The following is a 25896-nucleotide window of genomic DNA, read 5'->3' as shown; positions in this document are numbered from 1 at the left end:
CCAACGAGGCCACACGGGAAAAAATCATGTCGATTGTTCCGACCAAGTGCCGATGCCGAGATTGAGGTTCGAACCTCCGGTCAAGCTTTTTGTTCCTGTGGAAGCCAACCGCCAATGAAACGCAGCGCCCGCCTTGGCCGTTGATGCGGCTGGAGCCGCATCGCCTTGAAGATCGACATGGATATGCCTGGGGCCGACGGTCGAAAAGAGTGCGGTGAGGCTCTTCACCCGCACCTTCCCCTAGCCGGCCTGATCTATGGCGGGGCGGCGCTGCTCATGGCGACCCTCTGGATCCGGGAAAGCGGAAGGCGGCAGGCCCGACACGACCTGCGTGCCGTCTGACACCGAAGAATCGAAACAAAAAGCCAACCGCGGGGCGATCCACAGCCGCTGTCAGGCGGAACCTCGTCCCGGTAATTGCGTCTCTTCGCTGACCTGCTTCCGCAGCTCCTCACGCGCGCGTTCCACCTGGCCCTCGCCCGCGGATTGCGAGGCGCTGCGCCCCGACCGATCCAGCCTGTCCAACTCGTGCTCGACCGTTTGGCGAGAGCCCTCCGCCGGATCCTCTTCCGGATGGCTGTCCGCAGCCTGTTCCTGCCGCGTCTCTTCCCTGCCTCGGCGGTCGTTGCGCGTCGCGTCCTGGCTGTGATCGTCCTTGCCTGCGACGCTTCGATTTCCGCCGGCCGTTTTGTCTGTGTGGCTCATGGCTAGTTCCTAAGCTTTCGCGGCGTGGAACCGTCCGATGCGCGTCCCGCGCCTTTGCCTGGAGAAACGGACATATCCGCCATTTGGTTGCGCTCCCGGCGCGCAAGCATCGGCCCGGCGCCAATCGCATGGCGGAGAAAAGCCGGCCATCGTTGCCAGGCATCCTTTTACAGCGATTCGCGTTATCGCCTTGGCATCCATGGGGATTTCACATGGCAAGATGCACGGGCCCGTCCATCCGCCTGCGGCAACGGCGGCAATGGCCCATTGCGTCCGCCTTTGCACGTCCAGCTCGAAGCACGTCCGGCAGCCGTCTTCCAGGCGTCCTGAAATGGCTCGGCCTCGCGTCTACAGTGGTCTCGGCACCGGTCCTGAGCGGGTGCAGCGGCTGGCAATCCGCACTCCACGCACATGGTGCGAATGCCCGTGCGATTCTCGATCTCATCTGGTCTTTTGGCGCGGTGGCGACCATCACCTGGCTGCTCGTCATGCTGGCCCTGGCAATGGCGCTCTTCCATCAGCGCCGGGCACAAGCAGGACCCCCGCCGCTGGTCATCGACAGCCATCAGGAGCACAGGTTTAGCCGCGCGGTCGGAAGCGCCGTCGCGGCGACCGTGCTGGTTCTCGCCGCGCTGACGATAACGAGCTTCTTCGCCGGCAAATCCATTGCCTCGCTGGGCGGAAAGGAGACGCTCACCATCCGCATCACAGGGCATCAATGGTGGTGGGAAATACGCTATCCCAACGATGATCGGTCGCGCATGATTGTCACGGCGAACGAGATCCATCTTCCCGTCGGCGAACGGGTAAAGGTGGAACTCGATTCGACCGATGTCATTCACAGCTTCTGGGTGCCAAGCCTCGCCGGTAAAAGGGACCTCATTCCGGGCCGGCCGAGCGAGATCACCCTCATTGCCGACAGGCCTGGTATCTATCGCGGCCAGTGCGCCGAGTTCTGCGGCTACCAGCATGCTCACATGGCCGTCACCATCATCGCGGAAAGCCGCGAAGCGTTCGAGGCATGGCGGTCCAGACAAGACGCCGCCGCCATCGCGCCTGCCAGCGAGGAGGAACGCCGCGGCCAGCGGGCTTTTCTTTCCACCGGTTGCGCGCTCTGCCACACGATAAGGGGGACGCCGGCCAAGGGAGCGGTCGGGCCCGACCTTACCCATCTCGCACACCGGCGTGCATTGGCCGCCGACACGCTGGCCATGACACCCGGCGCGCTCGCCGCGTGGATCGCCGATCCGCAATCCATAAAACCCGGCGCGAAGATGCCGCGCATTGCTCTCAGCGCCGACGATCTTCGTGCGGTCGTCGCCTATCTTGGAAGTCTTGAATGAGTGGCGTTGCCAGGAAGACGGCTAGGCGAAAACAGGAAGCGGCCCTGAAAGGCATCCGCGACACCGGGCTCGACGAGGCAAGACTGCACGACTATCTGGCGCATGCCTGGCGGACGCCGAACGGCCTCTATGGTTGGCTGGTCACGGTCGACCACAAGCTGATCGCCCGGCGCTATATGGTGACGGCCTTCCTGTTCCTCGCCCTTGCAGGCCTGTCGGCACTTGCCATGCGGTTCCAGCTTGCCACGCCGGAGGCACGCCATATCGGCCCCGATCTCTACAACCAGCTCTTCACCATGCATGGCACGACGATGATGTTCCTGTTCGCCGTACCGGTCATGGAAGCGTTCGCCATCTACCTGGTGCCGCTGATGATCGGCACCCGAAACGTCGCCTTCCCGCGGCTCAACGCCTTCAGCTACTGGGTCTATCTCTCCGGTGGGTTGATGATCTGGATCGCCTTCGCTTTCGACACCGGCGCGGATGCCGGCTGGTTTTCCTACGTGCCGCTCGCCGGACCTGAATATGGGATCGGCAAGCGCCCCGATTTCTGGGCGCAGATGGTGACCTACACCGAAGTGTCCGCACTCGCGGTCGCCGTCGAGATCATCGCGACTGTGTTCAAGCAGCGCGCCCCTGGCATGTCGCTCGATCGCATCCCGCTCTATGTCTGGTCAGTCCTCGTCATGGCTTTCATCATATTGTTCGCCATGCCCGCGGTGATGGTGTCGAGCACCATGCTGATCCTCGACCGGCTGGTCGGCACCAGGTTCTTCGACCCGGCGGCGGGGGGCGACGCACTGCTCTGGCAGCACCTGTTCTGGTTCTTCGGCCACCCGGAGGTCTATATCATCTTCATTCCCGCGACCGGCTTCGTCTCGGCTATCCTGCCGAGCTTCGTGCGCCGTCCGGTCTTTGGCTATCTCGGGATCGTGCTGTCGCTGGTTGCGATCGGCTTCCTATCCTTTGGACTATGGGTGCACCATATGTTCGCCACGGGCCTGCCGCAGCTCGGCGAAAGCTTCTTCACCGCCTCCTCGATGATGATCGCCATTCCGAGCGGCATCCAGATCTTCTGCTGGATCGCGACGATCTGGGGCGGCCGGCCGATTTTTGCCACGCCGCTGCTTTTCGTGCTCGGCTTCATCTTCACCTTCGTGATCGGCGGGCTGACCGGGGTCATGGTCGCCTCGGTGCCGCTCGACCTGCAGGTGCACGATACCTATTTCGTCGTCGCACATTTCCACTATGTGCTGGTCGGAGGCGCCGTCTTCCCCCTGCTCGGCGCCGTCTACTACTGGTTTCCCAAGATCACCGGCCGCATGCTGTCCGAGAGGCTCGGCCGCTGGAATTTCTGGCTTGTCTTCATCGGCTTCAATCTCACCTTCTTCCCGATGCACATCCTTGGCTTGCAAGGCATGCCGCGGCGCGTCTACACCTATCCGCCGGCGAGCGGCTGGGGCGGCACGAACCTGTTCATCAGCATCTCGTCGCTGGTGGTGTTCGCCGGCTTCGCGCTTCTCGTCCTGAACATGCTGCTCAGCCTTCGCAACGGTCGCCTCGCGGGAGACAATCCCTGGGGGGCGAGCACACTGGAATGGGCAACGACGTCACCGCCGGCTTCCTACGATTTTTCGCGCCTGCCAGTGGTGACCCATCGCGAGCCGCTCTGGGCCGAACCCGACATACTCCCGGTGGTCGAGGGCCTGCGCGTCGATGCGCGCGAAGTGCTTGCCGGCACGGTCGCCGATGCGGTGCCGCAACTGCGCGTGCCATCGGCCGACAATTCGATCTGGCCGCTGCTCTCGGCCATCGCCGTGGGTGGCGCGTTTCTGGGCTCAATATACACGCCATGGGCGGTGGTCTGGGGCGCGATACCGGTCTCGATCGGCTTTATCTGCTGGTTCTGGCCGAAAGGCGAGCCGGAGGACGAAGAATGAGACACCGGCCAACCGTCGACGTCAGCCACCTGCCCACCTATGATTTTGGATCGGCAAGCCCGATCTGGTGGGGAACGGTGGCCTTCATCGCCCTTGAAGCAACCGGTTTTGCCCTGGCGATCGGTACCTATTTCTACCTGGCTGTGCAGGCGCGGCATTGGCCGATCGGAGCGCCGGCACCCGATCTCCTGCCGGGCACGGCAATATTGATCATTCTGCTTGCCAGCGCCGTCCCCAACCGTCTGATCGATCTTTGGGCGCGGCGGCAGGACCTTGTGAAGGTGCGCATCGGCATCGTCGTCATGTCGATCGCCGGAATTCTTCCCCTGATCGTGCGCATCTGGGAATTTCCCGCGCTCCGGATCTCCTGGGACCAGAACGCCTACGGGTCGATCGTCTGGCTCCTGCTCGGCCTGCACACGACACACCTCCTCACCGATGTCGGGGACACGATCGTGCTCGCGGTTCTCATGTTCACCAAGAAAGGCAACACCGGACGCCACTTCAGCGACGTGTCGGACAATGCCTTCTACTGGGACTTCGTGGTCGTCTCATGGGTCGTGCTCTATCTCGTAATCTACTGGGTTCCGAGGATGTAACATGCAGGCGATCCGCACGGGCGTTTCCTGGGCAGGCATGGCCACCGGACCAACGGCGTGGGCGATATCGCTGCAGCTCGACTATTCAATCGCATATTGGCAATGCGACGCCGGGTTTCGGCCCACTGTTCTGTTCTCGCTGACAGGCGCCGCCGTCGCGGCGCTGGGCGTCCTGTCGTCATGGCGCGCCGTTCATGATCCAGGGCACGGCACGAGCCCGCCCCTGAAGGCGCGCACGCGCGCGTTTCTGGCCAGGACTTCGGTAGGCATCGGGGCCCTGTTCACGCTCGTCATGCTGGCGCAAATGGCGGCCGGATTGATCTTCAGCGGATGCGAACTGTGACTGTGCAGCGGAGCCGACGAGCGGTCATCCGCCATGGGCAGCGTTTGCGGTGGCCTGCTGCGAGCGTTCCGTTCCTCGCCGTTCTCCTACGTGTAGTCGCGGCCGTCATGGCGTCGCTGGCGCCTGGCACGCCGCTGCGGGCGAACGAGATCCAGAAAGGCGAATATCTTGCCCGAGCCGCCGATTGCGTCGGCTGCCACACGTCCAATCCGAGCCGGCCTTTCGCCGGAGGCTATCGGGTGCCGACGCCGTTCGGCGATGTCTATTCCACCAACATCACACCGGACCTCGACACAGGCATCGGGCGCTATTCCGCCGACGAATTCGTGCGAGCCGTGCAGAAAGGCGTCAGACGCGACGGGGCCGATCTCTATCCCGCCATGCCATATGACAGCTTCGTCGGGATGAACCGCGAGGATGTGCTCGCGATCCGAGCCTACCTGCTCACGACCGCGCCGATTTCTCAGCCGCCGCCGCCAAACATACTGCCCTTTCCATTTAACCAGCGCTGGACGCTCTGGTTGTGGAAACTTGCCAACCTCCACGCCGGCGGCTTCGGACCAAATCCAAGCCGAACCGGCGCATGGAACAGGGGCGCCTACCTGGTGGAGGTGCTTGGCCACTGCGGCGCCTGCCACACTCCAAGGAATACGACGTTCGGCATGGATGAAGATCGCAAGCTTGCCGGCGGCAGCGCCGGTATCTGGCAGGCGTTCAACATCAGCGGCGACAAGATCGCGGGCATAGGCGGCTGGAGCGATGAGGAGCTGTTTCGGTTTCTCAAGACCGGCGCCATGCCTGGAAAGGCATATGCGGGCGGTCCGATGGCGGAAACGGTCATGAACAGTCTGCAATATCTTTCGGACGACGACATTCATGCCATCGTCGCCTATCTCAGGACCGTGCCCGCCCAATCGGGAGACGAGAAGCGGCCGCGCTTCGCGTGGACCAATCCGCCCGCAGCCGCCCGCGATGCCGGGACGAAGACCAGCGTGGAGGGCAGCGGGGTCGCGGTGGGCGACGATCTCTACCGGTCGCTCTGCTCGGGATGTCATGGCCTGAATGGAGGCGGATCGGCGGATGGCACCTATCCATCACTGACCAACAACAGCACTCTCGGCGTAACCTCGCCTGAGAATGTCGTCATGACCATCCTTGAAGGCGTCAAGGCAGGCGGCGTCGCGGGCCGCAAATCGATGGCGGCCTTTGACGGCTGGCTGGACGACGGCCAGGTGGCGGCCCTTGCAAACTATGTGACAGCGCGTTTCGGAAACCCGCAAGTCAGCGTCACGGCAGCCGATGTGCGCCAGATGCGGGCAGGCTCGACGACAGAGCAGACGGTGCTGGTTCTGGCGGCCCAGGCGCTGGTGGCGGGCGGCATCGTATTTGCGCTTGGTCTGGCGCTTCTGCTCGCCAGACGCCTTCGCCTGAGAATGCACCAGAGGCATCTCACATTCGTGTCGAGGGGCAGGCCATGAGACGGTGTGCCGAAGCGTGGCGTATCCGTTCGGCGTTTCCGGGATGAACTGCTTCAGTTTGGCATCTCGACCGAGCCCTTCTGAGAGGAACTCCCGGCAGCGCCGCGAGGGGCGCGAAAGACGTCCGCCAGCCAATCGATGAACACCCTGATCCGCGAAGACAGATGGCGGCTCTGGGGATAGAGCACGGATACGGGTATCGGCGGTGGTGGGAAGGTTTCCAGTATCGGAACCAATTCCCCGGTGGCGATCTGATGCTCTACGCGATAGCGCGGGACCTGTATCAACCCGAGCCCGGCGACGCCGGAGGCCGTGTAGATTTCGGCGCCCCGGACGACGATATCGTAGGGCAGTGGAATTTCCCTTGCCGCGCCGTCCATCTCGAATTCCAGCGCGTACGGCTGCCCTGTCGCGGAGGCGGTATAGGCAACCATGCGATGGCCGCCGAGATCATCCGGTGTTGAAGGGACGCCGTGACGTTCAAGATAGGCTGGGTTCGCCAGGGTGAGTTGCTCGAATGCGGTTATGCGGCGACCGATCAGAGACGAGTCGGACAGTTCGCCGGCTCGCACGACGCAATCGACGCCTTCAGTGATGAGGTCGACCATCCGGTCGCCTTCGCTGAGGCTGAGCGAGATGCCGGGATAGCGCGTGATGAACTCGGGCAAGGCGGGCATGACGAAAAACCGCGCGATGGTCCCCTGCATATCCACACGAAGCGGACCCTTGGGTTCGGCATTCCTGAAGACGCTCTCCACCTCATCCAGGTCCGCAAGAAGCCGGATGCAGCGTTCATGGTAGAGTGCGCCATCGAGCGTCGGCCTCACATTTCGGGTTGTTCGTTCGAGGAGCCGAACGCCGAGATCCGCTTCCAGGCGCTGGATCGCATGGGTGGCGGTGGGCCGCGGAACCTGCAGGTCCCGCGCGGCCTGAGCAAAGCTCCCACGCTCGACGATCCTGACGAAGAGCCGCATGACGTCGATGCGATCCATGACCATCTCGTAGTTGATTGTTATGGTTTTTGAAATGGTGATGTTGAAATCGGCCTTCTAGTGCTGGTTTTAAAAACGGCTACCTTCACACCATTCAAGTCATCAGATCGACAGGAGTGAAGATCATGCCCTTCGTCAATTTCAAGGTCCCCGAGGCGGCGCTGAACCGGGCCCAGAAAGAAGAGATCGTCCATCGGGCCACGGCGATGCTCGTGGAATATTTCTCCGAGGCCGCTCGGCCGCATACCATGGTCCTGATCGAGGAGGTCAAGGACGGCGGTTACGCCCGCGCCGACGAGGTCTTCGTGATCCCGCAGGAATATCGAGCGAAGGATTGATATCGGCAACAACACGGCAAAGGAACAACGACAATGACCACCTCAACGAACAAAGTTGCGATCGTCACGGGAGCGTCTCGTGGCATTGGAGCGGCCATCGCCCGCCGGCTGGCGAGCGACGGCCTCACGGTCGTCGTCAACTATGCAGGTAGCACCAAAGCGGCCGCCAAGCTGGTGGACGAGATCGAAAAGGCCGGCGGTCGGGCCACCTCCTTCCAGGCCGATGTCAGCGACCCGCAAGCTGTGAGACGGATGTTCGATTCCGCCGAAGCGGCCCATGGCGGCGTCGACGTGCTGGTGAACAATGCCGGCATCATGAAGCTCGCGCCGGTCGCTCAATTTGATGATGCGACCTTCGATCAGACCATCGCGATCAATCTCAAGGGCACGTTCAACGGCCTTCGCGAGGCGGCGAGGCGCCTGCGCGACGGCGGCCGCATCGTGAACTTCTCGACCAGCGTCGTCGGACTCTACCAGCCGACCTATGGCGTTTATGCGGCCACCAAGGCCGCGGTCGAAGCGCTCACCCACATTCTGGCGAAGGAGTTGGGATCCCGCGCCATCACGGTCAACGCGGTTGCGCCGGGGCCGGTGGCCACCGAGCTTTTTCTCGAAGGCAAGGATCAGGCTACGCTCGATCGTATCAAACAGATGAACCCGCTCGGCCGTCTGGGCGAGGTCGACGACATCGCGCGCGTCGTCTCCCTGCTGGTTGGACCGGACAGCGGCTGGATCAACGGCCAGATCGTCCGAGCGAATGGCGGGGTCATCTGAGGAACAGGATCATGAAGCAAGTCCGGCTCGGATAGGGGAAGGCTTTCCGTGAACGCGCTGCCTCGGACGGAGGTCGACAAGAGCGGCCTGATGGTCGCATGCCAAGGAACCCGATCGCGCCGTCCTCGTTGGGCAGGGATGCAGACCCACGCGCGCTTCATCATGCCGTCAACCGCGGCCACAAATGCTCGACATCGCCTTTCTGGAGGAAGGCGCGAAGCATGACACAGCGGCTTTGCTGCTGCACGGCTGGCCTGACGACGCTACCACCTGGGTTTCTGTCGCCGAGAGATTGTCCAGGGCCGGAATTCGCACCATCGCACCATGGCTGAGAGTTTCGGTCCGACCCGCTTCCTGTCGGATTCCTCGACAAGTCTCTGGATACGGAGGACGAGATGATTGCGAACTGGACTCTGCCTGAACGCTTCATCTACCGCGGTCATGCGATCGCCTGGGGCACGCTCGGCGAGGGACAGGCTGCGGTCCTCTTGCACGGCTCGCCATTTTCCTCGCTGGTGTGGCGGCGAATTGCACCGTGGCTCGCGCGGCACCGTCGGGTTTTCTATTATGATTTGGTAGGTTTCGGGCAGTCCGACAAGCCGGATACCGACGTTCTGCATGGTCTTCAGAATGGACTTTTCGCGGCGCTGGTAAAGCACTGGGGTATAGAGCGCCCGGACGTCGTCGCGCATGACTTTGGCGGGTCTGCCGCGCTGCGCGCCCATCTCATGGACGGCATCGACTACAGCAGCCTCATGCTGATCGATCCTGTCGCAATCAGCCCGCAGGGATCCGCGCTGGTGCAGGCGGCCAAGACGCACCAAGACGTTTTTGCCGGTCTACCGGCTTATATCCATGAAGCCGTCCTGCGCGCGTATATTGGTGCCGCAGCGAAGCACAAATTGCGCGAAGAGAAGATGCGGCTTTACCTCCAGCCTTGGCTTAGCGAGGAGGGCAAGAAGGCGTTCTGGCGCCAGGTGGCGCAGATGGACGACAAGTACAGCGAGGAGATCGAAGATCGTTACGGCGAAATCCGCTGCCCCGTGACCATTCTTTGGGGCGCCGAGGATGAATTCATCCCGCTGAAAGATGGTGAGGAACTCGCACGGCGCATTCCAAACGCTCCACTCGTTGTCGTACCGGATGCGAAGCATCTTGTTCAGGAGGACGCGCCAGAGGCTATTACCGCAGCCGTTCTCGACTTCTGGCACCGGGACGGCGCGCGTCACGATGCAGCGCGGACGCCGCCGTTTTCCGAGCCTCGAACAACGGCCCGGGCAGGCCCGCAGGCCGGAGCGAATAGATGAGCTGAAGCGTATCGGCGATGTCTGTGACTTGACGGTCGATGATCGATCGCACCGCCGTCGCCACGCAGGGCCTGCGAAGAGTGCGCTCGCTGTCAGCATTCGCATCCAGGAAGGGGCCGTCTGCACTGGCCCGCTTTGGTAATTTAGAATGTGTCGACCAAGGGACGAACGAAGCGCTCGAAATCCTTGTCGAGCGGCCAGAGCGGGCGCGGCGCGTGGATATAGGGGCGCCGCTCTGCCCGCGGCGTTGCCAGCGCGCCTGCATCGCAGACGATGACCTTGCCCGATATCGGCTCGAATGCCGCCCGGAAATGCTGCATCGATTTCAGGACCAACACGCGGCGAGCCGTCGGTTCTATCCCGAAAGCGCGCAATTGCTGAAGGTCGACCATCTGCTGCGCTTCTGAAACGACCAGGACTTCGATCCCGTCGACATCGATTACGGCGGTGGGCCCGAAACTATGGGTCAGCCCGCCCTGAATCGGTCCGTCGCCGACATAGTTGCCCTCCGAAAGCCTGGTCAGCACACCCGTCACCGTTAGCGGGCCACCGCCGAAGTTGGCGTCGCCCTTGCCGCCAATCGTCACCGTCACAGTTTCGCCTTGCCGGTGACGGTGCAATTCATTTGCCGCTTGAGGATCGATCATCGGCGCGAGTACCGCACCCTTTATTCCCGCATCAAGCAGGCCCTTCAACAGCGCGGTCGAGTCGCCGTAGGAACCGGCGCCGGGATTGTCGGCGTAATCGGCGATAACAAGCGGTTTGTCGCCGCGCCAGGCATGCGCCTCGGCAGCCGCCTCATCGACCTCGATGAAAACATTGCGCTTCTTGGTCCGGCCCTGCCAGATCCTGTCCGCAATTTCCTCTGTCACACGCATGGCGGTTGGCTTGGCGCCGGGATCACGGCTGTCATAGGTTGCGAGCACGGTGGGACCGACGCAGGACACGTCGGCGCCCGTGAAGGCTGCATTGACGGAAACCGCGAGCAAGCCCTCGGCCTCGGCCTCGCGGGCGCGGTCATAGAGGGCCAGCGTCTCGGGAATGTCGGTGCGGCCTGAATTCGCTTCGTCCAGCATCGGCACATGCGCCCTAACGGTCCGGGGCGCGATTTCACCCCTCATTGCGCGATCCAGGATACGGGCGGCATGCGCGCCGATTTCGCGCATGTCCACATGCGGATAGGTCTTGTAGGAGACAAGGATCTGCGCGTCCCGAACCATATCTTCGGACACCATCGCATGAAGATCGAGCGTTACCGCAACAGGAATATCCGTTCCAAGTTCGGCCCGCAGAAGGCCTAGCAGATACCCTTCCCCGTCCGGGCAAAACTCAGGCACCATCGAGCCATGAAGTCCCAGCAGCACTCCGTCGAGGCGGCTCTTGTTCGAACGCGCTGCCTCCAGGACAATACCGGCGATGTGGTCATAGGCGGCTTTCGTCACCCGCCCCCCGGGCACGGCATGTGCCGAAATCGCGTGGATCACGTTCCAGCCCGCCGGTTCCGCCACATCCATGAACCCAGCAAGTTCGGTGTTGGCGTTGCGGCGGGCGCGGATCGCGTCGTCGCCAAGGAGAAGCGTGTCCACCTGAAACTGCGGCAAGTCGGTGCGGAAGCGCGAGAACGTATTGCTCTCGTGCATGAATTCGCAGGTAAGGACGGTGAAGGTCATCGGCAATTCCTATTGCGCGAGGCGGACGCGATGACCGCGGCCGATCTCGACAAGCTCGCTTAGCTCGTGTTCTTCGTCGGGATCCGGACGGCGCGAAATGTCGGGCGAAAAGCGGGCGGCGTCTGGAACGAAGGCGGCATCCGGCAAGGTGCGTGCCCCGGTCAGGATCGCGTCGGGATCGGGAACCGAACCGATCAGGCGACGCGTGTAGGGATGCGTCGGGCGACTAAAAATCGAATGCCAGTCACCCTCTTCCACCACGCGGCCGAAATACATGACGGCAACCCTGTCGCTGACATGCTCGACCACGCTCAGATCGTGGGAGATCATGATGTAGCTCAAGCCCAGCGTTTCCTGCAGGTCCATCAGCAGGTTGATGATCTGCGCCTGGATGGACACGTCCAATGCCGACACCGGCTCGTCCAGCACCAGGATCTTCGGATCAAGCATCAACGCCCGCGCGATGCCGATCCGCTGGCGCTGCCCACCGGAGAATTCATGCGGATAACGGTCGGCGTGATCGGGCGTCAGGCCGACGCGGGTCAGCATCTCGGCGACGCGGTGGCTGGCCTCGCTTCCCTTGGCGATTCCATGCAGGGAAAGCTGCGAGGACAGCATGCGGCCGATGGTCTGGCGCGGATTCAGCGACGCATACGGGTCCTGAAACACCATCTGAGCGATGCGCGCGCGCTCCTTGCGGGCGGGAGCGCCAGGGCCTGTCAACGGCTTGCCCTGGAACAGGATTCTTCCCGAAGTCGGCTCCTGCAGACCCATCACGGTCAGCGCGGTGGTGGATTTTCCGCAGCCGGATTCACCGACGATGGACAGGCACTCTCCGTCGTTCAGGGTCAGATTCACGCCCTGAACGGCACGAAGCGTCCGCTTTGGCCCCAACAGCGAGCGACGCGGCAGCGGGAAATGGACGTTGAGGTCGCGGATTTCCAGAAGAGGCTGGTTCATGCGGTCGCCTCCAGGCCAAGGCCGCGCGGCGTGGTCAGCGTCGGTGCGTCGCGTCCACGCTCCTCGCTGCCCACGACCTGGTCCAGTTCGGTCAGGCGGGCGCGTCCAACCAGCGTTCGCGACCCCAGGCGAGGGCGTGCCGCGAGCAGGCCTCGGGTATAGGGATGCAGCGGATTTTCGAACAGAGCCTTGGTGTCCTGCTCCTCGACGAGCCGCCCCCGGTCCATGACCCCGACGCGCCGGCACATATTGGCGATCACGCCCAAATCGTGACTGACCAGCAGCACGGCCGTTCCTTCAGCCGTGCAAAGCTCGGCAAGCAATTCCAGGACGCCTGCCTGGACCGTCACATCAAGTGCGGTGGTCGGCTCGTCCGCAATCAGCAGGTCGGGACGGCAGGCCAGTGCAATGGCGACCATGACGCGCTGGCGCATCCCTCCCGACAGCTGATGGGGGTAGGACAGGGCGCGTTCCTCGGGCGCCGGCACACGAACGCTTTCCAGCGCCTCGACGGCTTTCCTGCCCGCATCCGACCACCCGAAGCCCCTGTGAACGACGAACATTTCCGCGATCTGACGGCCAATCGCCATCAGTGGATTGAGCGCCGTCATGGGCTCTTGAAACACCATCGCCATACGGTCGCCGCGCAGACGGCGCCTGGCGCGGCTGCCAAGCTTCAACACGTCCTGGCTCCGGAAGAAGATCGAGCCGCCGGTCACCTCCAGCGGGCGCTTAAGCAACCCCATCACCGAAAGGCCGGTGATGCTTTTGCCCGAACCGGATTCGCCGACAAGTCCGTAAGTTTCCCCAGGCAGGATATCGAAAGACACGCCGTGAAGGATTTCGTTCCGCTTGCCGACGCCGATGCGCAAGTCGCGGATGGACAGAACAGGATCGGGAAGAACGCCGCTCATGCCTGCCTGATCCTCATATGCGGATCCAGCATGTCGCGCAGCCCGTCACCGAGCAGATTGAAGCCAAGGACCGTGGCGAAGATTGCGAGGCCGGGGAACAGCGAGGCCCAGGGGGCGGTGCGGATCAGTTCGCGCGCATCGGTCAGCATGTTGCCCCAGCTCGGCTGCGGCGGCCGGATGCCGACGCCGAGGAAAGACAGTGCAGCTTCCGCCAGAACCGCGCCGCCGATGCCAAGCGTCGCGATGACCAGCACCGGACCGACGATATTCGGCAGTATCTGCGTGCGCATGATATTGGCGTCGCTGAAGCCGGCCGCCCTGGCGGCCTGCACGAAGCCCTGATTCTTGAGCGACAAGGTGGAGCTGCGGGCGATGCGGCAGGTCCAGGACCAGTTGGTCAGGCCCAATGCGATCAGGAGGCTTGGCAAGCCGGGTCCCAACACCGCCATGATGGCGAGCGCGAAGACCAGGGATGGGATCGCCAGCATGACGTTGGTCAGCCCGTTCACCAGGTCGTCCCACCAGCCTCCGAAATAACCGGCCGAAACCCCAAGCGCCATACCGATGCACGAGTTGATCAACTGCGAAACGAGGCCGACGGTCAGCGACACCCTGGCGCCGTAGAGGATACGGGAAAAGACGTCGCGACCCTGCCCGTCCGTGCCCAAAAGATGGTCCCAGCTCGGCGGCATTTCAGAATTCATCAGGTCGGCGTCGAATATCGGGTTGTACGGGGCAATCCAGCCGGCGCTGACGGCTGCGGCGACCACGAGCAACGCCAGCGCCAGGCCAAGGGCGAAATTGAAACGCAACCGCATGGATCAGGCCACCTTGATGCGCGGGTCGATCATGGCATAGGCGATATCGACCAGCATGTTGATGACAAGGAACCACAACACGATCACGATGACCGTACCCTGAACCACGGGAATGTCGCGTGCCGACACGCTGTCGACCAGAAGCGAACCGATCCCTGGCCAGGAAAACAGTTTCTCGATCACGATCGCCTGCCCCATGAGCGAACCGATCTGAAGGCCAAGCGTGGTCAAGATCAACACCAGCACGTTGCGGGTGACGTGACTGCGCACCAGACGCGGTTCGGTCAACCCTTTGGCTCGCGCCGTTCGCACGAAATCCGCGTTCATCACGTCCAGAACGCCAGCGCGGGTGGTTCGCGCCAAGAGCGCCATCGGCGATACGCCGAGCGCGATGGCAGGCAATATGATATAGCGGATGCCGCCGGGCTGGTAGCCGAAGCTCGGCAGCAGACCGAGCTGCAGCGCAAAGACGTACATTAGCAGCAAGCCTAGCCAGAATTCGGGAACCGACAGGCCGGAAACCGCCAGCATCATCGTGCCGGTGTCCAACACACTGCCGGGCTTCAGCGCGGCCAGAAATCCCAGAGGAATACCGACTGCCGCGGCAAAGCCCATCGCCGCCAGCGCCAGTTTGATCGAAGGCCAGAGCCGCGGCTCGATCACGTTCCACACCGGTTCGCGGGTGCGGTAGGAAATTCCAAGGTCGAAATGCGCCAGCCCCCACAGATAGTCCCACAGGCGGACCGGCAGAGGCTTGTCCAGCCCGAACTGCTCGTTCAGATGCGCCATCACATCGGCATTCGTGGCGTTGCGCCCCTCCGACATCAGGCTCGATATGAAGCTGCCGGGGACGACGCTGAATATCACGAAAATGATCAGCACGACCGCCAGCAGGGTCGGGATCATCTGCAGCGTGCGACGAAAGATGAAGCGCGACATCCGCGAATCCTGCCTTTCAACAACTGGGCGCCATGCGGCGGGCGAGGAGTGGGCGCCATGCGGTGGGCGGGGCCGTACAAACCGGTCCCGCCCGCCAGCCATGCCATCGCGCTACTTGCGTGATGCGGGTGCGCTGTCGTCGATCCAGATGTCCTCGTAATCCTGGATAGCCAGTTCCGCGCCGTTCGGCTTCAGCCCGTGGACCCATGGCTGGTAGGCCATGACGGCCTTGTTGTAATTGAAGAACCAGACCGGAGCCTCGTCCTGCAGCAGGTTGTTGGCTTGCCTCAGAAGATCGTTCTGTTTGGCCGGATCGGTTTCGTTGCCTGCCTGCTCGATCAGCTTGTCGAAGTCGGCATTGTTGAACTTGACGTAGTTGCAGGCGGTTTGCGATGTCTTCGAATAGAAGCAGTTCAGATATTTCAGCGGATCCGGGCCCGACGAGTTCGACCAGATAAAGGCATCAAAATTGTCGGACAGGATCTTGTCGGACAGGACCGAGCTTTCCACCGGGTCGGTCGTCACGGTGACGCCCACCTTGGCCAGCATCGGGATGATCGCCTCGACGATCGGCAGGCCCCAGCTTTCGTTCGAGGTCGCGGTGACCGAGAACTTCAGACCGGTCTCGAACCCTGCCTCCTTCAGCAGTTCCTTGGCCTTTTCCGGATCATAGGCATAGGGCTTGGCGTCCTTGTCGAAGGCCGGCGATGAAATCGGCAGCCAGGAGACCGCGGGATAAGCCTTGTTCTTCAAGAGCTTCTCGACAATCAGGTCCTTGTTGATCGCATAATTGATCGCCTGCCGGACGCGCTTGTCCTTGAATGCCTCGACCTTCGGATTGAAGCCGATATTGCGGGTGTAGACTTCGGCCACCTCAAGGATGTGATCCTTCAGCGCCGGATCCTGGCTGTAGGCCTCATACTGCACAGGGCCGAGAACGTTGGTATCGATCTCCGCGTTGCGGAAGGCGACGTCGCGAGCCGAAGCTTCGCCCATCAGCATGATGTCGAGCTTGTCGAGATGCGGCTTGCCCTTCTCATAGTAGCCGTCGAACTTCTCCAGTTCGACCTTCGAGCCCGCAACGTAATTGGCGAGCTTGAACGGGCCAAGGCCGTTCGGCTTGGAGGCCAGCTGATCCTCCGGATAGTCCTTGGAGTAGATCGGCGCATAGTTGGACATCAGGTTCCAGCCCGGATCGGCCAGGTTGATGAAGGTGATTTCGATGGTCCTGTCGTCGATCTTCTTCAATCCGGAAATATGATCGGCCTTGCCTGCCTGAAATTCGGCGACGCCGGCGATCTGCAACATCTGCTCGGCGCCCGGCAGGGCCTTCTTGGGATCGGCCAGACGGTTGTAGGACCAGATCACGTCATCGGCGTCGAGCTTGTCGCCATTGTGAAAGGTCGCTTCCCGGAGCTTGTAGGTATAGGTCTTGCCATCCGCCGACTTCTCTACCGTTTCGGCGAGGTCGAGCTCAGGCTTGCCGCTTTCCGGGTTCCATTTGTAGAGGGAGCGGTTGATCGCTTTGGCCACGATCTCGTCTTGCGTATGCGGTGTCGCCGTGATGTCCAGCGATGTGATGGAGTTGCCATAGGGCGCGGTGAACACCAATTTCCCCCCATCCTTCGGTGTGGCGTCCTGCGCCAGCGCGGCGGTCGCCGTTCCAAGCGCAAGCGCCGCGATCAAGCCAAGTCTGTTCAACATCCCTCAATTCCTCCCTGTGGTTCGTTGTTGATTTCCTGTCAGAGACGGGCCCAACCGGCATCCCGCCTCAACTTCCTTCATAGACGATGCGCCCATCCAGAATTGTCATCTCACAGCGCGTTTCACGCAGGATTGTCTCCGGTGTGGCCGTCAGGAGGTCGTTGGAGAACACGGCGATGTCCGCGAGCATTCCAGGCTCCAACCGGCCCTTCACCATTTCCGCGCCCTGGGAGTAGGCACCGTGTTCGGTATAGGCGCGCAACGCCTGTTCGGACGTTAGTGTTTCGGAAGCGTCCATTACCGTGCCCTTGTGCGTCTTGCGCGTCAGCATGGCGTAGAGGTCCGGGAAGGGATTGGGCGAACAGACCGGCGAGTCGCTGCCGGTGGACGGCTTCATGCCGAGGCGATCCCAGGTTCCGATCGGATAGGAGCGCAACCCGCGCTCCGGCCCGAGAACCGAGACGTAGGCGTCGCCGAAATCATAGATGAAGGCCTGCTGCGGCGCAGGCAGGATGCCTGCCTTCAACATCCGCTGATTGATGGCATCATCGACATAACCGCAATGCTCGATCCGGTGCCGGTGCTTGTGATCCGGCCTGGCGGCGCGCACACGTTCATAAGCGCGCACGAGCTGGTCGATGGCGGCATCGCCAATGCCATGGCAGACCATGGTGTAGCCCATTGCGGTGTAGCGGTCGACCAGTTCGAACAATTGAGCGTCTGGCAGCATCCGGACACCGAAATTGTCAGGCTGGCCAATATATGGCTGGCGCATCCAGGCCGTGCGTCCGCCGGCCGAGCCGTCCGTGAATATCTTCACGCCGCCTATGCGGAACATGTCGCTGCCGACCCCGGTAACGAGACCCGCGGCATGGCAAGGCTCGACGATGGACGAACCGGGGTCGCCCAGAAGTGTTGCCCAGACCCGTACCGGGAGCCGGCCGCTGCGCTCGGCCTCATGATAAGCCTCGATCTCGGTCATACCGTCGATCTGGCCAGTGGCCGCGTCCATGCAGGACGTCATGCCGAACCGCAGGAGGTCACGGCCCCCCGCTTCGATAGCATCGAGTATCTCGGCGAAAGAGGGTGTCGGCTGGACGTCGTAGACGAGGTTCTGGGCGTTCTCAGCCAGCATTCCGGTCAGTTGCCCGGCCTCGCGCCCAATGACGCCACCATCCGGATCGGGCGTGTCGATATCGATTCCCGCCAGCGCCAGCGCCAGCGAATTAACGACAGTGACATGGCCGCAGGCGCGCGTGACCGAAACGGGATGATCCGGCAGGGCGGCGTCCAGCTCCTTCACGGTCGGCATCAGTGCGTCCGGATATCGGGTCTGGTCAAAACCGCGCGCGGTCACCCATGCGCCTTTGGGCGTTTCGGCGGCCCGTGCCCGCAGCGCAGCCATCAGCGCGCCGCGGGTCGGCGCGGCATCGGGCGTCGCATCGACCTTGCCACGCAGGAGCCCCGTCGAGATCAGATGCAGGTGCGCATCGTTCAAACCGGGCATTGCGAAGCGCCCGGCCAGATCCACGACCCTCGTGCCCTTTCCGATCAGGGGCTTGATATCGGCGTTGGAGCCACTGGCCACGACCTGGTTGCCCAAGACCGCAATCGCCTCCGCGATCGGATTTCCGTAACCGGTCCAAATCTTGCCGCCATGCAAAACGAGATCGGCTTGGTTCTGCGAATTCATGCTGCCTTTTCTTCTCCCCGGCGTTCACGGACGTCGCCGACATAGATTTGACTTTGAGTGGCATTCCGTTTCGTGTGCGGTCAGATTCTTCTCCCGCGCTCGACGTCACGTTCCCCTGCCACCGGCTCCAGTTGCCAGCTTTTTCGTTTTGCAGACGTTGGGGCGTCGGCGATCACAAGGCCAATTCGGTTTTCGCAATCAAGCATGCAAAATTTGCATAACATTGCAATTATAATGAAATATGCTCCCATTGCGGCTGGATCAATGCTCGAACGCAGTGGAGGAGAGGCCGCGTGGAAATCAAATGGCTCGAAGATTTCGTGACGCTTGCAGAAACCTCGAGCTTTTCGCGGGCAGCCGAAATCCGCAATGTCACCCAGTCGGCCTTCAGTCGGCGCATCAAGCAGCTTGAGACGTGGCTCGGAGCACCGCTCATCAGTCGTGCCACCATGCCGGCCGAACTGACATCGGCCGGACGCAATTTTCTTCCGATGGCGCAAGACGCCATCAGGATGTTCTATTCGGTGCGCGAGTCTCTGCGCCCGCCTGCGGAACAGGGGCTTGTACGCTTTGCGGCCCTTCACACATTGACCATCACGTTCTTTCCGGTTTGGCTGCGGGAGGTGCAGCGGAACACTCGCACCTTCGGCACATCCTTCATGGCTGACAGGGGTGGCATCGAGGCGAACCTGGCTGCACTGACCGATGGCGAAACCGACTTCTTCCTGACCTATGCGCACCGTGAAGTGCCGTTTCACCTGGATCGCGACAAGTTTTCTCATCTGGCTATCGGATCGGATCGGCTCATCCCGGTCGCGGCGCCGGAACTGCGCTTCGACAAGTCGACCGTGCCCGCGGCGGGCATTCTGGACAGTCCGGAAACGGCAAAGCGAGCTTTGCCCTATCTGGGCTATGGCTACAGCTCTTTCTTTGGTGTCGCCCTCGGAAAACTGTTCTCGAAGCACTCGCCGTTCCGGCGTCAGACAGTGCATGAAAGCACAATAAGCGCCGGGCTCAAGGAACTTGCGCTGACCGGCGCGGGCATCTGCTGGCTGCCAGAAAGCCTCGTCGAGAACGAGATCTCCAATGGAGCCCTTGTCATCTGTTCGAATGACAGCACATGGACGCTCGATCTCGAGATACGACTGTATCGCAGCTCGGAGAAGACGCGAAGCACCATGGTGGAGGCTCTTTGGCAATCATCCAAGGCGCTGGCGCAAACGTTGAAGCCCGCCGCGCCAGCCGCGGGCACAGCGACCTTCAGCTCTTCATGAAGCGGAAGGCGCGCAGCACCTCGAAATAGTCGTTCGATGCAAAGGCGACGGCACGTGGCCCGTGCCGGCGCACTCCGGGATACCAGGAAGCGCGATAGGCATCGACGGGATTGCTGAATTCGATGATGATCTCGACCCTTTCCGGCATTGACGGCAAAGCTTGCCGCGCCCTGTCGCGCAACGCCCTTTCAACGCCCTCGCATATTGCGCCGCGCGCCGCCGCAGGCGCTAGCGAGATGGTGGCCGCGCCGATGCCTTTGAGGGTTTCGACAGTGGCTATCCCCGGGACGAGGGCTCTGGCGTCCGCGCAAATGCCTTCGTCGCCGGAAAGAAATACCGAGCGCACGCCATAGCGCGCGGCGCACAACGCATTCAATGTGAATTCGGACGCTGTTTCGCCATTCAGGATCAGCCGCGATATTCGCAATGTCGATGTGTGTGCAAGCGGGTTGTCCTCGACGCCGGCCTTGGAATGGTAGCCGGTATAGAGCGCGGCATCGAAGCTTTCATCGATCCCGAACATCATTGCGTCCGGATGTCCCGACCAGCCCCTCACGATGCGCGCGAAAGGCGGCATGCGTTCGAGAATGAGGTTGCGCCCGCTGTCATGCGCATCCTTGATCATGATTTCGGTGGCGCCAGCGGCTCGCGCTCCTTCGCAGGCGGCCAGGACCTCCCCGGTCATCAGTTCGCGGAATTCCCTGTGGTCGGCATGCGTTCTTTCCGCCTCGTCCCAGGATTGAATGCCCGCGGTGCCTTCGATATCGGCCGAAATGAAAATCTTCATGCTCAAAGGGGCTCCTTCAGCCAGTCGGTCAACGCCGGAATCCTGCGTCTATTTCGTCCAACCACGCCTTGCGCGGCGCACAGGGCGTTCAGAACGGCCTCGACCGTGGTTTCCACAACCGCTTCGAAAACGAGGTCGATGTATCTGTCATCGACACGCGAAATCGAAATGAACGGTGAAGGCGAGACGTGCGGCAGAGGATCGGCGGTCGTGAAGGCGATGGCGATATCGCCACTGCCGTGTCCCCAATACGAACCGAGGCGGGCAATGCCGGCGCCGGCCCGGCTGGCGGCACGGTTCAATTGCCGGTCGTCAAGAGGAATATCCGTGCCGAGAATGATGATGATCGACCCGCTTTCAGGCTCGCCGAGCCCTTTGGGATCGGCTCTGCGGCCATCCGGGAGGACAAGATCCCCTGCCCTGCCGAAGTTGGACAACACCAGAGCGCCAAGCGTGAAGGCGCGAGACCCGATCTCGACAGACCTGGATGCGCTGCCGATACCCGCCTTGAAGCCAAACGACGTCATTCCGGTGCCGGCGCCGATGCTGCCCTGTTCGACCGGACCGGCGCTCGCGGCATCCAGCGCCGCTTCGGCGTCATGCCGGGTGACCGCCATTGCCTGAATATCATTGATGCCGCCGTCGTTGCATTCGCAAACGACGGGATTGACCGTGCTGGTCTTGCGCCCGATCTCCGGGTTGGCGGCAATGGCACGCTTGATCAGCGCCTCCGCACATGGTGCGACCGAGAACGTGTTGGTCAGAAGGATCGGCGTTTCGATCGTGCACAGTTCGGCCAATTGCATGAGCCCGACCGACTTGCCGAAACCGTTGATGATATCGACCGCCGCCCTGACCTTGGATCTGAACAGGTCGCCGCCATGGGGCAGGACGGCGGTGACGCCTGTCGCCAGCCCGTCGGCGATGATCGTCTTGTGGCCGACCAGGACACCCGGCACGTCCGTGATCGCATTGTTCGGGCCGGGCGGCAGCCGCCCCATGCAAAGGCCTAAACGCCGTGCCGCGCCCATTTTCACATCCCACTCATCAAGCAAGGGCCGCTCTTCCGGCCGCATGCCCGTTCATCTCTGCAAAAGCTGTCTGGACGTAAATTTCCTGCAGGCGGCGTGTCAATGGACCAGGTTGGCCGTTTCCGATCCTGTGGCCGGCAATACGGATGACGGGGGTGACCAGGCTGGAGGCGGAGGTCAGGAACGCTTCCGCCGCCGAAAACGCCTCCTCTGGCGAGAACGCACGCTCTTCAAACAAAATGCCCTGGTCTTCACATAGACGCGCCACTGCTCGCCGCGTACAGCCGGGCAGGATGGCTTGAGAATTGGCGCGAGTAATGACACGGCCGTCGTGCGTAACGATGAAAGCCGTCGCCGATGCGCCCTCGGTCACCTGTCCACCCTCGACAAACCAGACATCATCGAAGCCTTTCTCGCTTGCAGCATGCTTTGCCAGAACCTGCCCCAGCAGCATGACAGTCTTTATGTCGCGCCGCGCCCAGCGCGGATCAGGCGCCAGGTCGACGGCGACGCCTTCGGCCTGAGCCTTGGTTCCTACGAGTTTGCGGGCGCTTGTGAAGGCGACCATGGTCGGCTCAAGATCATCGGGAAACAGGAAATTGCGCTTGGCTTCGCCGCGCGAAATCTGGAGATAGACCGTTCCTTCATCCAATCCGTTGAGCGAGATCAGTTCCAATTGAATGGCTTCCATCTCAGGCAGCGTCACGGGCATGGGAATACATATCTCGGCAAGCGACCGCTGGAGACGATTGAGATGGAAATCATTGTCTATCAGCCTGCCGCCGATCACGGCGGTCACCTCGTAGACCGCGTCTGCAAAGAGGAATCCCCGATCGAAGAGACCGATGCGCGCCTCGTCTTCGGGCATGTAACGCCGATTGCAATAGACTTGCGCCACTTTGGCCATCCTCGATCCCAGCATCAACTGACTGCTCGATAAATGCCAAGGCAGGTCGGCAAAGACCAATTCAAAAAATGCAATTCGGTATGCCGATACCGTCAAAGCGCAACGGGCACTCCCTGCGACGGCCGCATGGTTCACGCCACGAGCGAGCGCAGGTCGCTGAAACGGTTTCCTTTAATCCGCGGAGGCTTGGATGACGCATCGTTGACCTCCCGATGTTGACAGATCGCGGCCATCGATTTAAGTTCGCGTTAGTGGTGACTAACGCGAACTACTGGACAGCGCTCGGAGATCCGACAAGGCGCACGATCTTCGAACTGCTGGTCGAACAGCCCTGCTCGGTCAGCGGACTTGCTCGTGCCCTGCCTGTAACCCGGCCGGCTGTCTCTCAGCACTTGAAGATACTCAAGGCTGCCGGGCTTGTGGCCGACACGCGCTCGGGCAAGGAACGCATATACCGTATCGATCAGGATGGGCTGGCAGGCCTGCGCGCGGAAATCGACCAGTTCTGGAGCAAGACCCTGGCGGGCTACAAATTAGCCGTCGAGTATCCAAAAAAGGATCAAGCATGAGTAAGGATCCTGCACTCGCGCCGGTAAGGCATTTCGTCGTCGTCGAGGCATCCATTGCGCATGCCTTCAAGGTTTTCACCGAGGATTTCGGGAGATTCAAACCTCGAGAGCACAATCTTCTTGCCGTTCCGATCGCAGAAACGATCTTCGAACCCCGGGTCGGAGGGCACGTTTACGACCGAGGTGTGGATGGCAGCGAGTGCCGCTGGGCTCGTGTGTTGGCCTACGATCCGCCCAGCCGGCTGGTTCTGAGCTGGGACATCAGCCCTCGGTGGCAGATCGAGACCGACCCGAACAAGACGAGCGAATGGGAGGTCCGATTCACGGCCGAGACCGAGAACAGAACCCGGGTTGAGATCGAGCACCGGCATTTCGAGCGCCATGGGCAAGGCTGGGAGGGCGTGAGGGGTGCAGTTGATAGCGATCAGGGCTGGCCGCTCTACCTGCAACGGTTCCACGGCCTGTTCAACCATCGGGCAGCCTGACAACCGCGTTGCAGTTCATGGGGTATGACTCGCAAGCACCGTATCGCCCACTGAGATTCCAGGAGCAGAGACAATATGGAAGTCTATTGGTTAAGCATCCTCGGCGTGCTTACGCTTTGTTTGCTGTCGGTGGTGTTGGCAGTCTATTCCGGTTCGTCCAAGGGATTTGCAGGGGTGCTTTCAGGACCGGTAGTCCCGGCGGACGACCACAACCCGCTCTACAGGATCGACCGCGTCCACATGAACTCGGTTGAGGCGCTGGCGCCCTTTGTCGTGCCCGCGGTGCTGGCGATGATGGTTGGTGTTGGACCGACCACTTTGGCGACGCTTGTGGGGCTGCACCTGGCGATACGCCTGATTCATCTGGGAGTCTACCTACGTGGCGGAAACGCCGCAAAGGGAGGCAGTGTCAGGACGGTTCTGTACGTTTCGGGAGCGCTGGTTACGCTTGCCCTTATTCTTGTGACTGGATGGGCAGCACTCCATTGACGCGTTATCGGCAGTTATCGGAGGCTACATCCGTTATAGTCCGCGTCCGGCATCCCCGTTCGGCAACAGCGCCACCGTCTCGGCCCAGGCAACTTTCGGGACCATTGTGCGGTTTTTTTCAAAAAGTGCCCTAGCCGCTCCAACCAAGGCATTTTTTCGTTGCAGCCGATCGGCATTCTCCCACCCCCATCGGTCCCGCTGTTATGTGTTATTTTTGCTACATGTCGCTGCTCATGACTGGGAAAACCCATTTAGAGTCGCCTAAATTAATATTCGCTCACGTATTTTCTGAATATATCGGGTAATTCGGCAATGGTGGGCCTGGGGTTGGCCCGCTTAAGCGCCTTGAGGAAGGCGTTGGGGAAACGGGTGGGCTAAATGAACAGAACTGGCATGTCGGCCATAGGCAAGCGCCTTGGTCTTTTGATGGCGGCTACGATGCTGACTTGCGGGGGGGCGAACGCCCTCACGCTCAAGGAGGCGGTGGCGGTAGCGGTCGAATCCAATCCGGAGATCGGCCAGGCCATAGAAAATCGCGAAGCGATCGAGTTCGAATTGCGTCAGGCAAAGGGCCTCTATTTGCCCAGCGTCGACCTGCAGGCGTCGGCTGGCGCTCGTCGTCTCGACAATTCATCACGGCGCGCACTCTCGATAGAGGACGACGCGCTTTACCCGGCAGAAACCGACCTGACCGTTTCGCAGACGCTCTATGACAGCGGCGCAAGGCGCGCAGAATTGAACCGCCAGGCCTCCCGCGTCGATGGCGCGTCGTTTCGAGTGCTGGAACGGTCGGAATTCATCGGCCTCTCTGTTGTCCAGGACTACCTCGAATACATGCTCCAGGCTTCGATTGTTGCCGAGGCAAAGAAAAACCTGGGCTTCCATCAAGCAATCCTCCACGACATCCAGGAAGGCATTGCCGGCGGCGGGTTGAACGAAGCCGACCGGCAACAGGCCGAGGAGCGGCTGTTCGCGGCCAAGGCCCGCATGCAGGAAGCGTCGGAGGAACTGGAGGCCGCGCGGATACGGTTTTTCAAGACTGTCGGCAAGCCGCTGACCAATGCAGCGAGGCCGGCCGACGTGTCCGGCACGCTGCCAAGGTCGCTGGACGATGCGCTGGGCCTTGCGCGCGAGAGCAACCCGCGCGTCCACATGGCCAACAGCGATATTGCCGCGGCGGCCTCGCTGGTGGACGCTGCGCGCGCGAAATACGGCCCTTCGATCATTGCCGAAGGCTCTGCCCGGGCGGGCTACGACATTGACGGCGACAATGGAGACGCATCCGATCTGCAGGCACGTCTGGTGTTGCGCTGGAATCTCTATCGGGGCGGCATCGACAAGGCCAATGAGCAGGAGCAGATCCGCCGCACCAGCGAGCAGCGGCTCGCGATGCACCAGGTTCTCCGAGAGATCGAGGAAGCCGTTCGCACGTCATGGGATCGTCGCTTCCGGCAGGCCGATCTGGCCAAGACCCTGAAGCTACAAGCAGTCTCCAACGAAAAGCTGGTCGCGTCCTATCGCGAACAGTTCAAGGTCGGTCAGCGCTCGTTGCTCGACGTGCTCGATGCGCAGAACACGCGATTCAACACCGCGACACTGGCCGACACCGCGTCCTACGCATCCCTTTTCGCGCAATATCGGCTTCTGGCGGCGACCGGGCAGTTGTTGAAAACGATGGATATCCACCCGCCAAAACAGGCCACGGCTTACGCGCGAACCGAGTTCGCCGCACCGGAAATAGCCGACACCGAGACCTATGCGCGCACGCCTTCGGAACAGAAAAATGACGTGCCGTTCGATATTCTGGCACCGGTCAGGAAAAAATAGGCGGGCCTAA

Annotated in this window: 26 protein-coding genes; 13 read left to right on the top strand and 13 right to left on the bottom strand. The window is 61.7% G+C overall.

All coding sequences use genetic code 11. The features are described from left to right. Positions 1-24 precede the first annotated feature (24 nt). Positions 25-228: a hypothetical protein gene (locus tag FJ986_RS30405; protein WP_181167659.1), complete on the bottom strand. Its 204-nt coding sequence runs from the start codon at positions 226-228 to the stop codon at positions 25-27. Positions 229-393: 165 nt separating this feature from the next. Next, the gene (locus tag FJ986_RS05105; protein WP_140673581.1) at positions 394-705 is read right to left on the bottom strand and encodes a hypothetical protein; all 312 of its coding nucleotides are present in this window, start codon (positions 703-705) and stop codon (positions 394-396) included. A 128-nt stretch (positions 706-833) separates the two neighbouring features. Here FJ986_RS05105 and coxB point away from each other — a divergent pair, with 128 nt between their 5' ends. From coxB to FJ986_RS05080, 5 genes are all read left to right on the top strand, one after another. After that, on the top strand, positions 834-2048 hold the full coding sequence (coxB, locus tag FJ986_RS05100; RefSeq protein WP_246675862.1) for a cytochrome c oxidase subunit II: 1215 nt from the start codon (positions 834-836) through the stop codon (positions 2046-2048). Continuing rightward, complete coding sequence (gene ctaD, locus FJ986_RS05095; protein ID WP_140555688.1) at positions 2045-3988, top strand: cytochrome c oxidase subunit I; 1944 nt, start codon at positions 2045-2047, stop codon at positions 3986-3988. Before coxB ends, ctaD begins: the two co-directional genes overlap by 4 nt. Continuing rightward, entirely contained in the window at positions 3985-4587 is a 603-nt protein-coding gene (locus FJ986_RS05090; RefSeq protein ID WP_140497367.1) for a cytochrome c oxidase subunit 3, read from the top strand. The genes ctaD and FJ986_RS05090 overlap by 4 nt, the downstream gene beginning before the upstream one ends. A 1-nt stretch (position 4588) precedes the next feature. Beyond that, positions 4589-4930: a hypothetical protein gene (locus FJ986_RS05085; RefSeq protein WP_140497365.1), complete on the top strand. Its 342-nt coding sequence runs from the start codon at positions 4589-4591 to the stop codon at positions 4928-4930. A gap of 107 nt (positions 4931-5037) precedes the next feature. After that, positions 5038-6408 (top strand): cytochrome c, encoded by a 1371-nt coding sequence (locus FJ986_RS05080; protein WP_140673579.1) that lies wholly within the window; start codon positions 5038-5040, stop codon positions 6406-6408. A gap of 53 nt (positions 6409-6461) precedes the next feature. On the opposite strand, the gene FJ986_RS05075 is transcribed toward FJ986_RS05080, so the two are convergent. Further along, the gene (locus tag FJ986_RS05075) at positions 6462-7400 is read right to left on the bottom strand and encodes a LysR family transcriptional regulator (protein ID WP_140673577.1); all 939 of its coding nucleotides are present in this window, start codon (positions 7398-7400) and stop codon (positions 6462-6464) included. A gap of 125 nt (positions 7401-7525) precedes the next feature. Here FJ986_RS05075 and FJ986_RS05070 point away from each other — a divergent pair, with 125 nt between their 5' ends. From FJ986_RS05070 to FJ986_RS05060, 3 genes are all read left to right on the top strand, one after another. Then, positions 7526-7738, top strand: a complete 213-nt coding sequence (locus FJ986_RS05070; protein ID WP_140497359.1) for a 4-oxalocrotonate tautomerase family protein — start codon at positions 7526-7528, stop codon at positions 7736-7738. Between the two features lie 33 nt (positions 7739-7771). Next, positions 7772-8512, top strand: a complete 741-nt coding sequence (locus tag FJ986_RS05065) for an SDR family oxidoreductase (RefSeq protein WP_140671963.1) — start codon at positions 7772-7774, stop codon at positions 8510-8512. 395 nt (positions 8513-8907) lie between these two features. Next, the gene (locus FJ986_RS05060) at positions 8908-9819 is read left to right on the top strand and encodes an alpha/beta hydrolase (RefSeq protein WP_140671965.1); all 912 of its coding nucleotides are present in this window, start codon (positions 8908-8910) and stop codon (positions 9817-9819) included. Between the two features lie 143 nt (positions 9820-9962). On the opposite strand, the gene FJ986_RS05055 is transcribed toward FJ986_RS05060, so the two are convergent. The 7 genes from FJ986_RS05055 to FJ986_RS05025 form a co-directional block, all read right to left on the bottom strand. Continuing rightward, positions 9963-11489 carry a M81 family metallopeptidase gene (locus FJ986_RS05055; protein WP_140673575.1) on the bottom strand — a complete coding sequence of 509 codons (1527 nt, stop codon included), beginning with the start codon at positions 11487-11489 and terminating at the stop codon, positions 9963-9965. A 9-nt stretch (positions 11490-11498) separates the two neighbouring features. Beyond that, on the bottom strand, positions 11499-12449 hold the full coding sequence (locus FJ986_RS05050; protein WP_140673573.1) for an ATP-binding cassette domain-containing protein: 951 nt from the start codon (positions 12447-12449) through the stop codon (positions 11499-11501). After that, positions 12446-13363: an ABC transporter ATP-binding protein gene (locus tag FJ986_RS05045; RefSeq protein ID WP_140564436.1), complete on the bottom strand. Its 918-nt coding sequence runs from the start codon at positions 13361-13363 to the stop codon at positions 12446-12448. Before FJ986_RS05045 ends, FJ986_RS05050 begins: the two co-directional genes overlap by 4 nt. Continuing rightward, positions 13360-14181: an ABC transporter permease gene (locus FJ986_RS05040; RefSeq protein WP_140497347.1), complete on the bottom strand. Its 822-nt coding sequence runs from the start codon at positions 14179-14181 to the stop codon at positions 13360-13362. The genes FJ986_RS05045 and FJ986_RS05040 overlap by 4 nt, the downstream gene beginning before the upstream one ends. A 3-nt stretch (positions 14182-14184) precedes the next feature. After that, on the bottom strand, positions 14185-15120 hold the full coding sequence (locus tag FJ986_RS05035) for an ABC transporter permease (protein WP_140497345.1): 936 nt from the start codon (positions 15118-15120) through the stop codon (positions 14185-14187). A 111-nt stretch (positions 15121-15231) separates the two neighbouring features. After that, a complete protein-coding gene (locus FJ986_RS05030) occupies positions 15232-16824 on the bottom strand; it encodes an ABC transporter substrate-binding protein (protein ID WP_140515182.1) in 1593 nt (530 codons plus the stop codon). Positions 16825-16891: 67 nt separating this feature from the next. After that, the gene (locus FJ986_RS05025) at positions 16892-18517 is read right to left on the bottom strand and encodes an amidohydrolase (RefSeq protein WP_140673571.1); all 1626 of its coding nucleotides are present in this window, start codon (positions 18515-18517) and stop codon (positions 16892-16894) included. A 293-nt stretch (positions 18518-18810) separates the two neighbouring features. Between FJ986_RS05025 and FJ986_RS05020 the strand changes: the two genes are divergently transcribed. Further along, entirely contained in the window at positions 18811-19791 is a 981-nt protein-coding gene (locus FJ986_RS05020; protein ID WP_140673569.1) for a LysR family transcriptional regulator, read from the top strand. Here FJ986_RS05020 and FJ986_RS05015 read toward each other — a convergent pair. The 3 genes from FJ986_RS05015 to FJ986_RS05005 are packed head-to-tail and all read right to left on the bottom strand — an operon-like array spanning position 19778 to position 22516. Further along, positions 19778-20578: a M55 family metallopeptidase gene (locus FJ986_RS05015; protein WP_140525154.1), complete on the bottom strand. Its 801-nt coding sequence runs from the start codon at positions 20576-20578 to the stop codon at positions 19778-19780. The two genes, FJ986_RS05020 and FJ986_RS05015, sit on opposite strands and share 14 nt — an antisense overlap. A gap of 2 nt (positions 20579-20580) precedes the next feature. After that, a complete protein-coding gene (locus tag FJ986_RS05010; protein ID WP_140673567.1) occupies positions 20581-21609 on the bottom strand; it encodes a P1 family peptidase in 1029 nt (342 codons plus the stop codon). 16 nt (positions 21610-21625) lie between these two features. Next, positions 21626-22516 carry a D-amino-acid transaminase gene (locus FJ986_RS05005; RefSeq protein WP_140564468.1) on the bottom strand — a complete coding sequence of 297 codons (891 nt, stop codon included), beginning with the start codon at positions 22514-22516 and terminating at the stop codon, positions 21626-21628. Between the two features lie 212 nt (positions 22517-22728). Between FJ986_RS05005 and FJ986_RS05000 the strand changes: the two genes are divergently transcribed. The 4 genes from FJ986_RS05000 (at position 22729) to FJ986_RS04985 (ending at position 25886) form a co-directional block, all read left to right on the top strand. Further along, complete coding sequence (locus FJ986_RS05000) at positions 22729-23085, top strand: metalloregulator ArsR/SmtB family transcription factor (protein ID WP_181181853.1); 357 nt, start codon at positions 22729-22731, stop codon at positions 23083-23085. Then, on the top strand, positions 23082-23570 hold the full coding sequence (locus FJ986_RS04995) for an SRPBCC family protein (protein WP_140673566.1): 489 nt from the start codon (positions 23082-23084) through the stop codon (positions 23568-23570). The genes FJ986_RS05000 and FJ986_RS04995 overlap by 4 nt, the downstream gene beginning before the upstream one ends. Positions 23571-23645: 75 nt before the next feature. Continuing rightward, a complete protein-coding gene (locus tag FJ986_RS04990; RefSeq protein ID WP_140673564.1) occupies positions 23646-24059 on the top strand; it encodes an MAPEG family protein in 414 nt (137 codons plus the stop codon). A 378-nt stretch (positions 24060-24437) separates the two neighbouring features. Next, the gene (locus tag FJ986_RS04985) at positions 24438-25886 is read left to right on the top strand and encodes a TolC family protein (protein WP_140525158.1); all 1449 of its coding nucleotides are present in this window, start codon (positions 24438-24440) and stop codon (positions 25884-25886) included. Positions 25887-25896 lie beyond the last annotated feature (10 nt).

Source organism: Mesorhizobium sp. B1-1-1, from assembly GCF_006442955.1.
Lineage (GTDB): Bacteria > Pseudomonadota > Alphaproteobacteria > Rhizobiales > Rhizobiaceae > Mesorhizobium.
The sequence above is the reverse complement of the archived record's forward strand: the minus strand, read 5'-3'. Positions and strand labels throughout refer to the sequence as shown.

Coding starts and splice junctions, on each gene's coding strand:
- FJ986_RS05070 (WP_140497359.1), top strand. CDS start 7,526: ATGCCCTTCGTCAATTTCAAGGTCCCCGAGGCGGCGCTGAACCGGGCC.
- FJ986_RS05105 (WP_140673581.1), bottom strand. CDS start 705: ATGAGCCACACAGACAAAACGGCCGGCGGAAATCGAAGCGTCGCAGGC.
- FJ986_RS05055 (WP_140673575.1), bottom strand. CDS start 11,489: ATGACCTTCACCGTCCTTACCTGCGAATTCATGCACGAGAGCAATACG.
- FJ986_RS05015 (WP_140525154.1), bottom strand. CDS start 20,578: ATGAAGATTTTCATTTCGGCCGATATCGAAGGCACCGCGGGCATTCAA.
- FJ986_RS05000 (WP_181181853.1), top strand. CDS start 22,729: ATGTTGACAGATCGCGGCCATCGATTTAAGTTCGCGTTAGTGGTGACT.
- FJ986_RS05005 (WP_140564468.1), bottom strand. CDS start 22,516: ATGGCCAAAGTGGCGCAAGTCTATTGCAATCGGCGTTACATGCCCGAA.
- FJ986_RS05060 (WP_140671965.1), top strand. CDS start 8,908: ATGATTGCGAACTGGACTCTGCCTGAACGCTTCATCTACCGCGGTCAT.
- FJ986_RS05090 (WP_140497367.1), top strand. CDS start 3,985: ATGAGACACCGGCCAACCGTCGACGTCAGCCACCTGCCCACCTATGAT.
- coxB (WP_246675862.1), top strand. CDS start 834: ATGGCGGAGAAAAGCCGGCCATCGTTGCCAGGCATCCTTTTACAGCGA.
- FJ986_RS05035 (WP_140497345.1), bottom strand. CDS start 15,120: ATGTCGCGCTTCATCTTTCGTCGCACGCTGCAGATGATCCCGACCCTG.
- FJ986_RS05075 (WP_140673577.1), bottom strand. CDS start 7,400: ATGGATCGCATCGACGTCATGCGGCTCTTCGTCAGGATCGTCGAGCGT.
- FJ986_RS04990 (WP_140673564.1), top strand. CDS start 23,646: ATGGAAGTCTATTGGTTAAGCATCCTCGGCGTGCTTACGCTTTGTTTG.
- FJ986_RS05045 (WP_140564436.1), bottom strand. CDS start 13,363: ATGAGCGGCGTTCTTCCCGATCCTGTTCTGTCCATCCGCGACTTGCGC.
- FJ986_RS04985 (WP_140525158.1), top strand. CDS start 24,438: ATGAACAGAACTGGCATGTCGGCCATAGGCAAGCGCCTTGGTCTTTTG.
- FJ986_RS05010 (WP_140673567.1), bottom strand. CDS start 21,609: ATGGGCGCGGCACGGCGTTTAGGCCTTTGCATGGGGCGGCTGCCGCCC.
- FJ986_RS05080 (WP_140673579.1), top strand. CDS start 5,038: ATGGCGTCGCTGGCGCCTGGCACGCCGCTGCGGGCGAACGAGATCCAG.
- FJ986_RS05085 (WP_140497365.1), top strand. CDS start 4,589: ATGCAGGCGATCCGCACGGGCGTTTCCTGGGCAGGCATGGCCACCGGA.
- ctaD (WP_140555688.1), top strand. CDS start 2,045: ATGAGTGGCGTTGCCAGGAAGACGGCTAGGCGAAAACAGGAAGCGGCC.
- FJ986_RS05050 (WP_140673573.1), bottom strand. CDS start 12,449: ATGAACCAGCCTCTTCTGGAAATCCGCGACCTCAACGTCCATTTCCCG.
- FJ986_RS05040 (WP_140497347.1), bottom strand. CDS start 14,181: ATGCGGTTGCGTTTCAATTTCGCCCTTGGCCTGGCGCTGGCGTTGCTC.
- FJ986_RS05025 (WP_140673571.1), bottom strand. CDS start 18,517: ATGAATTCGCAGAACCAAGCCGATCTCGTTTTGCATGGCGGCAAGATT.
- FJ986_RS05065 (WP_140671963.1), top strand. CDS start 7,772: ATGACCACCTCAACGAACAAAGTTGCGATCGTCACGGGAGCGTCTCGT.
- FJ986_RS04995 (WP_140673566.1), top strand. CDS start 23,082: ATGAGTAAGGATCCTGCACTCGCGCCGGTAAGGCATTTCGTCGTCGTC.
- FJ986_RS05030 (WP_140515182.1), bottom strand. CDS start 16,824: ATGTTGAACAGACTTGGCTTGATCGCGGCGCTTGCGCTTGGAACGGCG.